12 protein-coding genes and 1 other annotated feature are annotated in these 16087 nt (G+C 38.6%); of the genes, 11 read left to right on the top strand and 1 reads right to left on the bottom strand.

From position 1 onward, the window contains the following. Nucleotides 1–344 precede the first annotated feature (344 nt). The 4 genes from QA584_RS27945 (at nt 345) to surE (ending at nt 5640) form a co-directional block, all read left to right on the top strand. Nucleotides 345–1160 carry a cytidylate kinase family protein gene (locus QA584_RS27945; protein WP_278272377.1) on the top strand — a complete coding sequence of 272 codons (816 nt, stop codon included), beginning with the start codon at nt 345–347 and terminating at the stop codon, nt 1158–1160. 351 nt (nt 1161–1511) lie between these two features. Then, nucleotides 1512–2573 (top strand): AI-2E family transporter, encoded by a 1062-nt coding sequence (locus tag QA584_RS27940; RefSeq protein WP_278272376.1) that lies wholly within the window; start codon nt 1512–1514, stop codon nt 2571–2573. Between the two features lie 158 nt (nt 2574–2731). Further along, nucleotides 2732–2936, top strand: a binding site (T-box leader). 128 nt (nt 2937–3064) lie between these two features. Then, the gene (proS, locus tag QA584_RS27935; protein ID WP_278272375.1) at nt 3065–4498 is read left to right on the top strand and encodes a proline--tRNA ligase; all 1434 of its coding nucleotides are present in this window, start codon (nt 3065–3067) and stop codon (nt 4496–4498) included. Between the two features lie 374 nt (nt 4499–4872). Next, complete coding sequence (gene surE, locus QA584_RS27930; RefSeq protein WP_278272374.1) at nt 4873–5640, top strand: 5'/3'-nucleotidase SurE; 768 nt, start codon at nt 4873–4875, stop codon at nt 5638–5640. Between the two features lie 10 nt (nt 5641–5650). On the opposite strand, the gene QA584_RS27925 is transcribed toward surE, so the two are convergent. Further along, nucleotides 5651–6490 (bottom strand): helix-turn-helix transcriptional regulator, encoded by an 840-nt coding sequence (locus tag QA584_RS27925; protein ID WP_278272373.1) that lies wholly within the window; start codon nt 6488–6490, stop codon nt 5651–5653. Nucleotides 6491–6648: 158 nt separating this feature from the next. Between QA584_RS27925 and QA584_RS27920 the strand changes: the two genes are divergently transcribed. From QA584_RS27920 to QA584_RS27890, 7 genes are all read left to right on the top strand, one after another. Continuing rightward, the gene (locus tag QA584_RS27920; protein WP_278272372.1) at nt 6649–8364 is read left to right on the top strand and encodes a glycoside hydrolase family 2 protein; all 1716 of its coding nucleotides are present in this window, start codon (nt 6649–6651) and stop codon (nt 8362–8364) included. A 335-nt stretch (nt 8365–8699) separates the two neighbouring features. Beyond that, nucleotides 8700–10124 carry a CCA tRNA nucleotidyltransferase gene (locus QA584_RS27915; RefSeq protein ID WP_278272371.1) on the top strand — a complete coding sequence of 475 codons (1425 nt, stop codon included), beginning with the start codon at nt 8700–8702 and terminating at the stop codon, nt 10122–10124. Nucleotides 10125–10364: 240 nt separating this feature from the next. Beyond that, entirely contained in the window at nt 10365–11447 is a 1083-nt protein-coding gene (locus QA584_RS27910) for a hypothetical protein (protein ID WP_278272370.1), read from the top strand. A gap of 102 nt (nt 11448–11549) precedes the next feature. After that, nucleotides 11550–13052: a PEGA domain-containing protein gene (locus QA584_RS27905; protein WP_278272369.1), complete on the top strand. Its 1503-nt coding sequence runs from the start codon at nt 11550–11552 to the stop codon at nt 13050–13052. 75 nt (nt 13053–13127) lie between these two features. Then, nucleotides 13128–13544: a protease complex subunit PrcB family protein gene (locus QA584_RS27900; protein ID WP_278272368.1), complete on the top strand. Its 417-nt coding sequence runs from the start codon at nt 13128–13130 to the stop codon at nt 13542–13544. A 439-nt stretch (nt 13545–13983) separates the two neighbouring features. Continuing rightward, nucleotides 13984–14229 carry a Veg family protein gene (locus QA584_RS27895; protein WP_278272367.1) on the top strand — a complete coding sequence of 82 codons (246 nt, stop codon included), beginning with the start codon at nt 13984–13986 and terminating at the stop codon, nt 14227–14229. 274 nt (nt 14230–14503) lie between these two features. After that, nucleotides 14504–16072 (top strand): DUF3794 and LysM peptidoglycan-binding domain-containing protein, encoded by a 1569-nt coding sequence (locus tag QA584_RS27890; protein WP_278272366.1) that lies wholly within the window; start codon nt 14504–14506, stop codon nt 16070–16072. Nucleotides 16073–16087: the final 15 nt, after the last annotated feature.

Here is a 16087-nt window from a genome sequence, read left to right as displayed (position 1 = left end):
AGGCAGGAATTGCAGCGGAAGTCATTGGTCTGCCTAAGTCCTCCATCGGAGAACAATTATACGAAGCTAAGATTAATCTAATGACAGACCAGTTACCTGATTGTTGTCACCCATAATAAAGAAGAAATAAAGGCACTTTCGGCAGAACTTATCGTGCTAAAAAAGATTTTGAAAACCTTTAAAATTAATGTGGGATAGTCTCTTGAAAACGAATGTTTTTCAGTCTTTACGTTATTTGCTTGTGGTGGTATAATGTTAAACACTATAACTTAAAATAATGTAAAAGATACCGTATCAGAACTACATGGCTGATACCTGTCGGTTTATAATTTGGGAGGACTGTTATGCATATTACTATTACAGGCAATCTAGGAAGCGGCAAGTCAACTATTTGCAAAATACTAGAAGATAAATATGGTTTTGAGATATATTCTACCGGAAAAGTGCAGCGTGAGTTAGCCAGGGAAATGAACATCACTACACTGGAAATGAATCAGCTCATGTGCAGTGACCGTAAGTATGATACAATGATTGATGATGCAACCGCCAGAATTTCAAGAGAAAACAGGGACAAGAACATTATATTTGATTCTCGTCTGGCCTGGCATTTTGTTGAACAGTCTTTTAAAATATTTTTATCGGTAAGCCTTAATGTGGCGGCAGAGCGTGTTATGAACGATAACCGGGGCAAAGAAGAGAAATACGCTACCCTAAAAGAGGCAAGGGACATGCTTGCCGCCAGAGCAGCCACGGAGGATAAGCGTTATAAAGATATGTATAATCTGAATTATTTTGATTTTTCCAATTATAATCTGGTTATTGACAGCACCTATCATACACCGGAAAAGATAGCTTCCATAATCATGCAGGAGGCTAAAAATTTCGAGACAGTTATGAAAGAAAAAGTTTATGAGGCCGGAAATCAGGGGATTAACCGGATACTCTTATCACCTAAGCGGTTATATAATAAAACGGTTGAAATAGCCGAAGCTGCTGATTTAAAGGATATGGTGGAAGAATATAAAAAGGTAACAAATTATCTGGACAAGACCATTGCAGTGCACAAATCAGGCGATGAGTATACCGTTATTAATGGTCTTTTAGAGGTTAAGGCGGCTGCTTTGGCGGAAGTACCTTATATACCGGTCAGGCTGGATTGATGGCATTACTAAAAATGGAGTGATTTTAATTAATTTGAATTGAATTGGTTGAATTCGTATGCATTGGTTTGAATTAGTTTTTCTGGAATTAGATCTGCACATTTAGATTTATTTAGTAAAACAGTTTTAAATTCCAGGGTAAAATAAACACAAAATTAACATTACAATTTATACATGGAACATTCTAATAATTTTGGTAACCCAATGATTTGCAATCCATGAAACAATCACCTAACATACAATTATATAATTTAACAGACAATAGATTCAGAGAGTAATTACATATGTAATTACTCTCTGTTTTTTAAATAATAGAAATAGATAATTAATTAAATGAAGAGGGAGGATTCTATGATAAACATAAATAATAAGGTAAAATTATTATATGTAATGATTGCCGCAATTATCGGTGTATATATTGGGTTTGAATACATTTTGCCCCTATTTATCCCCTTTGTGCTGGCGTATTTTATAGCCTGGATACTTTTGCCGGTAGTGCGGTTTTTAAACCGTAAAATCCATATGCCAAAGCTCTGCGGCGGCGTCCTTTCTTTGAGTCTGTTAGGGTCGGCGGTAGGCTGGGGTTTATATCATCTGTGTGGCATCTTTTTACAGCAGCTGACGGTTCTTTTGCGGAATATGCCTATTTATCTTTCGGTATTAGGTGCTCATGTTGATCGATTCTGCGATGGATGCGATGCATTCTTTGGCATACAGCTTGGTACTATGAGGAGTTATTTTTACAGCAGCATGGATGGATTGTTAAGCACGGTGAAGACGAAAATAATGCCTATTATAACATCCCAAAGTCTGAATATAATGATAGGACTCGCTGGGATTGCAGGTATCATATTAATAATCTTAGTATCCATACTCCTGTTGATTAAAGATGACGAGCAGTATCATAACAGCTTTAAAAGCTCGGTATTTTATCCGGATATTCATCTTGTTACCAGCAAATTATCAGAGATGGGCGTTGCTTATTTAAGGACTCAGGCAATCATGATGACATTCATTGCAATTTTATGTTCTTTGGGTCTATTACTGATTAATAATAAATATGCATTGATTATTGGAATCGGAATTGGTATTTTTGATGCGTTTCCGATTTTAGGCAGCGGTCTTATTCTGGTGCCCTGGGGAATTATCGAATTATTCAACCGCAATTTATATTCGGCGGCGATACTTTTTACTCTATATTTAGGCTGCCAGTTAATCAGACAGTTTTTAGAACCAAAACTACTGGGTAACCGTATTGGTATCAAACCCATATATACCTTGATGTCTATGTATACCGGACTTAAGATATTTGGCATTCCGGGATTTATATTAGGACCTTTGGGTCTGGTTATCATTACTACTATTGTAAATGAATATAAGCACCGTCTGAATCTTCAAGCGAAGCAGGAGTGATAAACATAGTTACAATTATAGTTAGAATAGTAAGCCAGTAATAAAAAATCAGAAATAGTAAGCCAGTAATAAAAAATAGTAAGCCAGTAATAAAAAATAGTAAGCCAGTAATAAAAAATCAGTTGACAAAATATAGGATGTAGCATAAAATCAACAATATAAAAGCGTTGATAAGGAATAGTATATAATGGTTGTCCATCCAGAGAGAGGATTGATTGGTGGGAGATTCTTTGGATAACTTTATAGAACCTACCTTGGAGCACTGTATGAAAATACAGCGTAGAACCGGCGTTAACGGAGGTTAAGAGAACTGCATTTTGCAGTTAATTAGGGTGGTACCGCCGAGGTCTTTCGGTCCCTTGTGGATGAAGGGCTTTTTTTATTGCCTTCATCAATCCATTTTGATTTATATAATCAGGAAAGGAGTACTCAAAGCTAAAAAAGATGAAATGAGGCTTGAAGGTACTCTACTATCGAAAGGAGAGAGCGTTATGGCTAAGGAAAAGAAATTAGTAGAAGCAATTACCTCCATGGAAGAGGATTATGCACAGTGGTATACGGATGTGGTTAAGAAAGCAGAATTAATTGATTACTCCAGTGTAAAAGGATGTATGATATTAAGACCCAACGGATATGCAATCTGGGAAAACGTTCAGAAGGAACTGGATCGAAGATTTAAAGAAACCGGTGTGGAAAATGTATATATGCCTATGTTTATACCGGAAAGCCTGTTACAAAAAGAAAAGGATCATGTGGAGGGGTTTGCTCCCGAAGTGGCCTGGGTAACCCATGGGGGTCTGGAGCCCTTACAGGAAAGACTATGTGTAAGACCTACCTCTGAAACCTTATTCTGTGACTTATATTCAAATATCGTGCAGTCTTACAGAGATCTGCCTAAATTATATAATCAATGGTGTTCGGTTGTCCGTTGGGAAAAAACCACAAGACCTTTCCTGCGCTCTACGGAATTTTTATGGCAGGAAGGCCATACGGCTCATGCAACCGCAGAAGAAGCGGAAGAAAGAACAATTCAGATGTTAAATTTATACTCTGATTTTTGTGAACAGATACTTGCAATACCAATGATTAAGGGAAGAAAAACAGATAAGGAAAAATTTGCAGGAGCCCATGCAACTTACACGATTGAGGCATTAATGCATGACGGCAAGGCATTACAGTCCGGTACCAGCCATAACTTTGGCGACGGATTTGCTCATGCCTTCGGCATTCAATACTCAGATAAGGATAATACACTGCAATATGTTCATCAAACCTCCTGGGGATTATCCACACGTATCATCGGAGCGATTATCATGGTACACGGAGATGACAGCGGTCTAGTTCTTCCTCCGAGAATTGCGCCAACCCAGATTATGATTATACCAATCGCACAGCATAAGGAAGGCGTTTTAGAAAAAGCAGCCGAACTGAAAGAAAAACTGGGAGCGTTCCGTGTTAAGGTGGATGACTCCGATAAGAGTCCTGGCTGGAAGTTCAGCGAACAGGAGATGCGTGGTATTCCAATCCGTATTGAAATCGGACCTAAGGATATTGAAGTGAATCAGGCAGTTATCGTTCGCCGTGATACCAGAGAAAAGATCGTAGCTTCCCTTGATAATCTGGAAGCAGCAGTTTCTGAAGTACTTGAAACGATGCAAAAAGAGATGCTTGAACGAGCCAGAACTCACCGTGATACCCATACCAGTACAGCTGCAAATTTTGAAGAATTTAAAGATGCCATTGAAAATAAACCTGGATTTGTTAAGGCAATGTGGTGTGGTGACAGGGCTTGTGAAGATGCCATTAAGGAAAAGACTGGTGCAACGTCCCGCTGTATGCCATTTGAACAGGAGGAGATAACGGATACCTGTGTATGCTGTGGTAAAAAAGCCAAGGCTATGGTTTATTGGGGTAAGGCATATTAAATTTATTTATTCCGTCCAAAGAGTATATGAGTTCTTAAGAATAGGAATACCGGAGTATAAAGTACTTGAATCTATAAGTATAGGTATATATTTGAGTATGCGAAAATACGAGGGAAGGCTGAGGGTTTCTAATTAATAGAGACCCTCAGCTTTTCTTCTCCCAACACGTAAGACCATATTCATTTATTTGGCTATATTTGAATAAAAAATATCATGTCAAATATATTAAAAGGTAAACAAATAATGATATAATACTAGCATTAAGAAAAAGGTCATCCTAACGCAAAGAGTGAAAGAAAATCTGCATAGAGAAAGGTGCCACATCATATTGTGATTCTTTCACTTCATAATCTGTGGCAGTAATGGTATAAAAAATGAAAATACTAATAACCAATGATGATGGTATATCTGCAAAAGGGCTTATAACGCTTGCCGGATTGTTAAATGAAATCGGTGAGGTTACAGTAGTTGCGCCAAGCGGGCAAAGAAGTGCGGTTTCTCATGGTATCACAGTTCATGAGCCTTTAGTGGTAAAAGAAGTAGAATTTCCGGTTAACGTAAAAAAGGCTTATAGTATAAGCGGCAAACCGGCAGACTGTGTAAGGCTGGCAGTAGAGGATTTAATGTCTGATAAACCGGATTTGCTTATATCAGGAATCAACGCCGGACCTAACTTTGGTCAGGATGTAATCTATTCTGGTACCGTCTCCGGTGCCATTGAAGGCATGTTTTATAATATCCCGTCCCTGGCATTTTCCTTAGACGGCGCGGACGATGAGATTTGTTATCACGCCGCTGTAGATATTGTGAATCATTTTATCAAAACCAACAAGAACCCCAAAGTCATTTGGAACGTGAATTTTCCTTCCTGTACCACAGATGAGTTTAAAGGCATAACCTATGCCCCTTTATCTGGTCATTCCCAATATCCGTTTCGGTTTCATAAATATGAAGTGACGGATAAGGAGTGGTATTATTTTCCTGTATCGGAAGCAGTGGGGGTTTTAGAGGCAGGTTCGGACGTTGACTATGTTAGGAAAGGCTATATTACGGTAACTCCTCTTACCTTTAATTTTGAACAGGGGGCAGACCGGGAAGAAGGAATCTTCTCTATAGGAACAACCGAACCGACAGAAAAGTAGTGTATATCGTTTATATCACCGTCTTTTGATTAGGAGCTGTCCTTCTGCTTGCAAATACTTTTGGCGAAACCCCGCATCTTTCCTTAAAACAGTTGGAAAAATAATGTTCATCGGCAAAACTTAACTTATATGCAATCTGTTTAATGGAAATATTGGTGTTGGTCAGTAACAGTTTGGCAGTCTCTATTTTCTGGGTCAGGATATATTCATATGGGGTCTGCAGAAATTCCTTTTTAAATGTCCGGTTTAACTGGGAGGGAGATAAACAGGCCGTATCTGCCAGTTCTTTTATAGAGAATTTATCATAGATGTTAGAGTCAATGTATTCCTTTATCTTATATGCGGCTGCATTCTTAACAATGGGTTTATCATACAGGTGCATGGCAATCCGGGAAAGGATTTCATGAAAGATAATGGAACAGCGCTGGAACGTAACGGTAACCCCAAGATCTTTTTCCTCACAGACCGTCAGGAATTTCTGGAATAAGTCAAGCAGAGCCAGATCTTTGACCAATATTACTCCCTCTAAGTGATATACACGGATTAAAAGGTCACATAAGGGACCATAGACATTCATCCAGATCTTTTTCCAGGGGTTGGTTTGTGAGGAATAATATCTGTGATGATGTCCACCGGGGAGAAGATAGATATCACCTTTTATAGGGTATATGGTTTCTCCATCCATGTGGACAGTACCTTCCCCTTCCATGATATATTCAATACAGTATATCTTTGAATCTTCCCGTTCCACATAATAATGAGGGTCTGGATAGGATATTCCTGCTAGTTCTACATTAAACTGGTTATTTACTCTGTTTTCGTCGTATAAAAAACTTATGATATGCTCCATATGCTGGTATTCCTCACTTTTTTGCCTATAAAATCTATGTTTTTATATAAAATATAGCAGTATAATACAAGAAAGTAAACAAGAAAAATGAAACAGGCAAATGAGAATACGAAAACCAAATGAAACAACAAAGAAAAAGTAAAGTAAGGAGTGTTATCATGCAGAATATACCAAGACCCGAGCATCCGTTTCCGCAGATGGAACGTAATAACTGGAGAAATTTAAATGGTGAATGGCAGTTTGAATTTGATTTTGGCAACAGCGGAATTGACCGCAAATTTTATGAGAGAGAATCCTTAAAGGATAAGATTATCGTTCCTTTTTGCCCGGAAAGCGAATTAAGCGGGATAAATTATAAGGATTTTATACCTGGGGTATGGTACAAAAGAACCCTTACGGTATCAGAGGAAGAGGGAAAGGGAAGAGTACTGCTGCATTTTGGAGCAGTAGATTATGAATGTTTTGTATATGTGAATGGAAAAGAGGCAGGACACCATAAGGGCGGTTATAGTTCCTTCCAGTTTGACATTACGGAATTTTTAACAACAGGTAAGAATGATCTTACCGTTTATGCCAAAGATGATACCAGATCCGGTAATCAGCCAAGAGGCAAGCAGTGCGGCAGTTTTTATTCCTCCGGCTGTGATTATACCAGGACAACCGGAATATGGCAGACGGTATGGGTGGAATTCGTGCCGAAGGCTTATATTAAGAATGTGAAATATTATCCGAATATATCGGAAGGTCAGGTACTAATTACCGGTACGGTTACCGGCAGTGGAACATTTAAGGTATCAGCAGCTTTTGAAGGTAAAAAGTGCGGTGAGGTTTCTGTAAAATCGGAAAACGGTAATATTCAGGCAATCCTTAAACTTAGTGAAATCCATCTATGGGAAGTAGGACGAGGTAACTTATATGATTTGGAACTTACCTTCGGAGAGGATAAAGTTAAGAGTTATTTTGGACTCAGAGAAGTAAGACTTGATAATATGAAGTTTTATTTAAACGGTAAGTCCGTATTCCAGCGTCTGGTACTGGATCAGGGCTTTTACCCTGACGGCATCTACACCGCGCCTACGGAGGAAGCTTTAATAAGGGATATACAGTTATCTCAGGATATGGGCTTTAACGGTGCCCGTCTGCATCAGAAGATATTTGAAGCAAGATTTTTATACCACTGTGACAAAATGGGTTATCTGGTCTGGGGAGAACAGGGCAACTGGGGGCTTGATATTTCAGAACCTGCCGGAATTTATGGATTTTTACCGGAATGGATGGAAGCATTGGAACGTGATTTTAACCACCCTGCCATTATCGGCTGGTGTCCTTTTAATGAAACCTGGGACTGTGGGGGAAGAAAACAGCTTGACGATATCTTAAGACTTGTGTACCTTGCTACCAAGCAGTTTGATACCACCAGACCCTGCATAGATACCAGCGGTAATTATCATGTAATTACAGATATCTTTGATCTGCATAATTATACCCAGGATCCTCTGAAGTTTAAGGAATATTATGAAGCGTTTAAAACCGGTGGTGATTTTAGGGATGACTTAAGCAGCAGACAGACCTATACCAAAGGTCTTCCGGTGTTCGTAAGCGAATACGGTGGGATCAAGTGGGATCCGGCTTCCCAAAAAGAAGGCGGCTGGGGTTACGGGGAAGCTCCCAAAACAGAAGAAGAATTCATAAAGCGGTACGAGGAATTGACCACAGCCCTGTTGGAACACCCGAACATGTTTGCATTCTGTTATACCCAGCTTTACGATGTAGAGCAGGAGGTAAACGGATTATATACGTATTCCAGAGAGGCAAAATTTGATCCGGCAGTGATAAAAGCCATCAATACGAAGAAAGCAGCCGTTGAGGATTAAGGGGTTTATGGACTTATGCAATCGAAGAACTAGTTCGTAAGTCATTATACCCAAATAGAGGAAAAGCATTGAATAAAGTCAGGAAATCATTTACTATGAGGGTAAATGATTTCCTGACTTTTATTTACCAATAGAATAAGATAAACAAACGAGAAGGCTCTCCTTGTTATTACGGCGGTTCCTAGTTAAAAGCTGTACTTAAAAACAGGATTTAGAAAAATCATTGTTATACCACAAAACTTCGGATATAATATAAAAAAACGAAATACAGACAAAACAAATTTTAAACATCAAGATGAATCTGTAAAATTTATAGTTTCCAAGGAAGGATTTATATGAAGATAGTATTACCCGAGAAAGTGGATTATATTATAAATGAGCTGATTGAACATGGATATGAAGCCTATGCCGTAGGCGGTTGTATCAGAGACAGTATCCTTGGCAGGGAGCCGGAGGACTGGGATATTACCACTTCTGCTAACCCTCAGGAAGTAAAAAAGATTTTCCGCCGTACCATAGATACAGGTATTATACATGGTACGGTAACGGTTATGTTAGAAAAAGAAGGCTATGAAGTGACGACTTACCGTATTGACGGAGAATATGAAGACAACAGGCGGCCGAAAAGTGTTGCGTTTACAGCGGATTTGGTGGAGGACCTAAAAAGGCGGGATTTTACCATCAACGCTATGGCTTATAACAGAGAGAAAGGGTTGGTGGATGTTTTTGGAGGATTAAGTGACCTTCAAAAAGGGATTATACGCTGCGTCGGAAGTGCTGTGGAACGGTTCGAAGAAGATGCTCTTCGGATTTTGCGGGCAATCCGTTTTTCTGCTCAGCTGGGTTTTGATATTGAAGAAGAAACCTTAAAGGCAGTTAAGGAGAAAGTTAAGAATTTAGAAGCAATCAGCGCAGAACGTATCCGTGTGGAATTAAATAAGCTTATTCTGTCCCCTAATCCGGATAAGTTAGTAGAGGCATATAAGGCCGGAATAACCAAGATTGTGCTGCCGGAGTTTGATGCTATGATGGAAACAGAACAAAGGAATCCACACCATATCTATAGTGTTGGAATTCATGCCATAAAAGCGGTAGAGCAGGTGGGAAGGGATTTTAGCAGCCGGTTAAAGGATATGGATACAAAAGAGGTACTTCCGGATTTAGAAATCCTGAAGACAGAGAATGACTTAACTCCAAAAGAGATACTGGTTCTGCGGTGGACTATGCTTTTACATGACGTAGGAAAGCCAGGCAGTAAGACCACCGATCAGGGAGAGGATCACTTTTACGGGCATCCGGAAAAGGGGGCTGAAGTTTCTAAGACAATATTAAGAAGGCTTAAATTTGATAATGAAACCATAGAACTTGTCACCCGTTTAATCAGGTGGCATGATTACCGGTTCACCTTAACCCCCCAGGGTATGCGGCGCGGGATCAATAAAGCAGGTACTGATATTATGGACCTGCTCTTTGAAGTAAAGATAGCCGACAGCCTGGCTCAAAGTCCGGCGACCTGGGCAGAAAAGCTTATGAATATCAAGGAAGCAAAGCGTCTGTATCAGGAAATCAAGGCTAAGAATGAATGTGTAAATCTAAAGAATCTTGAGGTAAATGGAAAAGATTTAATCCTTATAGGTCTAAAGCCAGGAAAATCCATGGGTGAGATTTTAGACCGCCTTCTTATGCAGGTCTTAGAAGATCCCTCTTTAAATAATAAAGAGGCTTTGCTGGAACTGGCGAAAGAATATATTACGGATTAAACGGTTTCTGTCAGGATATATCCTGTGATTGATCCAGGAAACCATTGTTCGTGGTGCCCTGACCTCCAAGGGAATTACCACCTTATTATAAAGAAGAATTCCTCCATAAGCATACAAAAAAACCTCCGATTTTATCAAAAAATCCCTGCTATACCTGTCATGAATTGGAATGATTTATCATAGGATTAAAGGAGACACCCCTATGTAGCGGTGCAATAGTTTGGGTCAGGAGGCTTTCCTATGGAGGATAGAAATTTAGAGCTATTTAGACAATATAATATAAAAATCTACAATACATACAGAATCAGGGGGGCATTTATAGTAGAGACAGATAAGGGACTCAAGCTATTGAAAAGCTTAGAGAGTTCAAAAAGCCGCATGGATTTCGAGAATACCGTGCTGGAATATTTGACGGTTCAGAATTACCCTTATGTAGATTTATATGTTAAGAACAATTCAGGTGAGATTATAACCGAAGACAGTGCAGGTAATAAATATGTTCTTAAGAACTGGTTCCCGGGAGAGGAATGTAATTTAAGGGATGAGGCAGATGTTGCGGATGCCGCCGTTAATCTGGCAATACTGCATACCCTGCTGCGGGAAGTTCCTTTGACGCAGGAACAGCTTATTTATAATTCTTATGTGGACTTAATGGAGGTCTTTGATAAAAGAAACCGTGAACTTAAGCGGGTCAGAAGTTACATACGGGAAAAAAGAAAGAAAAATGAATTTGAATTGTGCTATCTAAACTGTTATGATGAATTTTATGAACAATCCCAGGAAGCCACCAGAATACTTGGTGATTCTAATTATGAGCAGCTTATGAAGGAAGCGGTGGAACATAAGTATATCTGCCACGGCAATTATACTTACCATAATGTCATAATGCTAAAATCCGGTCAGGCAAGTCTTCCTAACTGGAAAAATTACAGCAATGAAGAATCCTTATCTGCGGCAGGACTTCGGGGCAGTATTAAAGCTAATATGGCAACCACTAATTTTGATAAAGCCTGTATCGGTATACAAATTACAGATCTTTACCAGTTCATTCGTAAGGTCATGGAGAAAAATGACTGGGATCTTGATATCGGCAGTATGATCTTAGACAATTATACCCGCATTCTGTCAGTAGATAAGGACGAACTAAAGCTTTTGTATGTTTTACTTTTGTATCCGGAAAAGTTTTGGAAGATTACAAACTTTTATTATAATGGCAAGAAGTCCTGGGTACCCCAGAGAAATATACAAAAACTTATTGGAATACAGGAACAGATGGAGCGGAAAAAGCAATTTCTGGATTGCCTGGTAACAACTTTAAGTTAAGAGCAAAAGGATTCGGTTGCCTATGAATACATTATAGACTATAATAAAATTACTTAAGATAAGATTTCCTTAAAGCGAGGTCAAACATTGGACGATACGATAATGAAGAACAAAGAACATAAGAAAAATAAAAAGGGTTGGTTTCCCTTCCTGTTATTTGGCGCTTTTTTTGTTATTTTAGTGGCAACGGTTTTATCTGTTGTGGCTGGCAGTCCCACAAAAACCACCTATTCCGGCAAAACGCCTCAGAATATGGATAATAGCAAGGAAGAAGATACGGGGGTTCCGGTACTGGCAGTGCTGAAAGAAATCGATGCAGGTGCCTCAACCATGACCCTGTTAGATACGGTTAAGGGACAAGATATTATTGTTAACTATACCGGAGCCTCCAATATTATAGATAAGTATGACAAGGTGATTGCAGCGTCCCAGTTAGCCATTGGGGAGATGGTGGATGCCTATTACGACAGGAATACTGCTGTTCTTTCAAAGCTTCAGATATCAAACCGGGCCTGGGAATATAAAGGGGTTACCAAGTGGAGTCTTGATGAGGCACAAGGCAGTTTTGGAATTATAGATTCCAAATATAAGCTCCCCCCAGAGCTGGTGGTAGAAAAAGAAGGAAAGCTTCTTACCATAAAAGACCTGGATGAAAAAGATGAACTTGTGGTAAAAGGAGTGGACAGGAAAGTATGGTCCATACAGGTGATAAAAGGTCATGGAACCATCCGGTTTGAAGATTATGCCGACTTTGTAGGTGGTACAGTATACATCGGGAACAAGGAGATTCTTCCCATAGAAGAGGATATGTCTATTACCGCACAGGAAGGCACTTATAAAATAACAATGGAAAAGGGCAGCCTTAAGGGCAGTAAGGAACTTAAGGTAGAACCATTTTTAGAGAACGTTCTTAATATGGGAGAATTTAAACTGCCTCCGGTGGAAAAAGGCAAGGTGGAATTTCATATTACTCCGGAGGGTGCGGACCTTTATATTAATGATGAACTAACGGATTATAATAAGGACCTGGAACTGGTTTATGGGAAATATACGGTGAAAGCAGCTCTTGGCGGGTATGTGGATTATAATGGCACCCTGGAGGTTGACGGTCCCACGAAAACGGTTACCATAGATCTTTCTGATTCCCGGAATACCGGAGATGATACGGGAAGTAACGAGAATAACAGTAATGACAATAGCAATAGTAACAATAGCAATAATAATTATAGTAATAATAATAGTAATGGTAATAACAACAGTAATAATAACAGCAGTGATAATAATAACAATAATAACAACAACAATAATAACAACCCCGTGGATAACAATACTTCAGCGACTGACTCCAATACGAAGGACACCAAAGATACGAATTATAATGAAGTCAAGGCTGATCAGAATATATACATTCAAGACCCAGAGGGTGCCAGTGCCTACTTTGATGGTCAGTTTAAGGGGACTGTTCCAGTTAGCTTTCCGAAAGTTACCGGAACCCATTATGTGACGTTGATATTATCTGGGTATCAGACAAAAACCTATACGGTGGAAATCAGGAATGACGGTGAGGATGTTAATCTAAGTTTTTCCGAACTGGATAAAAAATAGCAGATTATAAGGACTTCTTGCATAAATTGGGACTTCCAACATAGAATAAAATAAGGAAATTCTATGGAGGTTAAGATGCGAAGGCTTAGAATTATATTACTTTTGCTGGGAGTAATAGGAAGTGGTTTACTACTTACCGCATGTAAGTCAGAAAATACCGATGTTAAGAAAATCAAAGATTTGGAATTTACCGTAGTCGAAGATGCAGATGTTCCGGAACAGCTGATGCAGATAATTAACGAGAAGAAAAAAGAACCTTTTAAATTATCGTATTCCAATGCCGATAATTTGTATATTGTAGTAGGATATGGAGAGCAGCCCACTGGAGGTTACAGTATTTCCGTGGATGATTTGTTTCTGACTTCCAATGCCGTCTATATTGATACGAATCTCATCGGCCCTTCCGAGACAGAAAAAGTTGTTAATGCGGTTACATATCCTTATGTTGTGGTAAAGACAGAATTCATAGACAAAAGTGTAGTATTTAAATAAAGTGAATAAGAAGCAGTAATAACAGTCTGAAACGGTGGGTAAGCAAGGTTCAGACTGTTTTTTTGACTTCTTGTTCCAGAATTGTATAAAACGATCAAAAAAATAAATATAATCTTCAAAAATATAAAATATGTGAAACTTATCCATAATTTCATGGTTTAAATATGTAAATATATGCATAAATACTATAAAATTTGGAAAGAGGCTTAGGGTTTTTAAAATCATTACTATAGTTTGCAAATAATTACAATTTTGTTTGGTTTCTTTTTTCTATACAAGTCATCAAAAAAACGCAAGTTGTCTGATTATTCATTGACAGGCTGGAAATTACATGCTATAGTAGCAATAGCTGTATTTTCGAAACTTATGTCCAGAGAGTTGGAAAGTTTGATATCCAATAATCCTAATATAAAGTTGTACTACCTTTAAGGAGGCTATTATGATGATGAAACAGGCAGATGTCAGCAAGGTTCGCAGAGAAATAATAAGTCACGTAGGAAGTAGGGTAAAGATTAAGGCGAATAGAGGCAGAAATAAAATGGATATAACAGAAGGCATTATTACTCAGACTTATCCCAGTATTTTTCTCATCGAGATTGATGACGGCGGTAGTGATGCGGTGAAAACCATCTCTTTTAGTTATGCAGATGTGTTAACAAAAGACGTACAGATGATGCTTTGCTAATTTAATATAAACTTAAGAGAAAGACAGGCTTTCATTTATGTTTCAATAAATGAAAGCCTTTTTTAATTTATTGGAGTTCTTCGAACTTACCTATAAATTAAAAGCCCTCCAGGCAGGATGTACATGACGCGCTCAAGGAAGATATCACTGTCGCGACAGCGCGTCAGCGTTAGAGTCTGGCAAGCCAGACTCTTTCTTTACAACTTATTATTCTTTATTCATAAATAGCGACCCTCCTGAATATGATATGATATAAGACAAGGAGGGATTTTTTGTGGAGCTGATTAAGAAAAATGTTCACATGAATAAATTAAAATGTCAAAGCAGCCTTCAGCTTACCTTAGATGATGATTTTAATGTTCCCGATGTGAAACCGGACATCTATAAAATTATTAAAGAACAGGGCGCTATTAAAATTAATGATGTAAAAATGTTAAATGGAAAATTGATGGTAAAGGGTGTTCTCTGCTTTAATATGCTGTATTTAAGTGATGAGAATATCCGGCCGGTACATAATATGTCAGGTGAAGTGCCCTTTGATGAAACCATACATTTAGATGATGCTTGTGCCGGTGATGAAGCTATAATAAACTGGGAACTTGAGGATATGACTCCGGGACTTATAAATTCCAGGAAAATCAGTGTAAAAGCAATAGTAAGACTTACGGTTTTAGTGGAAGAATTATATGATGAGGCAACGGCAGTTTCCATTGAAGGCGACGATGACATCCAGTTTATTAATAAGAACATAACGGTTACAGATATTGCAGTGGATAAAAAAGATACCTACCGTATAAAAGATCAGATACATCTGCCTTCCAATAAAGGAAATATTTCAGAAATCCTGTATAGTGAACTGGAACTGCGCAACCCCGAAGTAAGGCTGATGGATGATAAATTCAGTGTCAAAGGTGAAATTCTTGTATTTATCCTTTATGCAAGTGAAAACGATGATAATCCAGTAGAATATTTTGAGACGGAACTCCCCTTTAGTACTATGGTGGATTGCAGCGGCTGTACAGAGGACATGATTGATAATATTGATTTTTCCATAGCTAGTAAAAGTCTTGAGGTAGTACCGGATGCAGACGGGGAAGAGAGAATCATCGATGTGGAAGTGGTACTTGAAATGGGTATCAAGATGTATGAGGAAGAAGAGCTGGAACTGCTTAACGATGTATATTCTCCGGCAAAAGACCTGGTTCCCGTATTAAAAGATGCCCACTACGAAAACCTCTTAGTAAAGAATAACAGCAAAGTACGAGTAAATGACAGAGTTAAAATAACAGGAAACCAGCCGGAAATTCTGCAGGTTTGCCACGCTGCCGGCGAAATTAAGGTAGATGATATCGAACCGGTAGAAAACGGATTGGAAGTAAACGGTGTTTTGGAAGTGCAGATTCTCTACATCTGTGCAGATGACAGTAAACCCTTTAATTCTGTAAAAGGTATTATTCCGTTTAACCAGACAATTGAGGCCAAAGGCATAAAACCCTCCAGTATTTACCGGGTTAAACCGGCTTTAGAGCAGCTTAGTGTCATGATGCTTGACAGTGAAGAAATCGAATTAAAAGCTGGAATCGGATTAAATACGGTGGTATTTGACACCCTGACAGAACCTATCATTACGGATATTGATGCCTATGAACTGGATTATGAAAAAATACAGAGTATGCCAAGTATTGTGGGTTATGTGGTAAAAGCCCAGGATAGTCTGTGGAATATTGCAAAAAATTATTATACCACTGTGGATAGAATCAAAGAACTTAATGATCTGGAAGATGAGAACTTAAAGGTCGGAGATAAATTAATCCTTATGAAAAAAGTAGACAGATTACTATAAGTATTTATTTTATTA

Origin of the sequence: Anaerocolumna sp. AGMB13025 (assembly GCF_029689925.1) — a bacterium.
Classification (GTDB): Bacteria; Bacillota; Clostridia; order Lachnospirales; family Lachnospiraceae; genus Anaerocolumna.
Note: the sequence above shows the minus strand (reverse complement) of the source record. Positions and strands in the feature narration are given on the sequence as shown.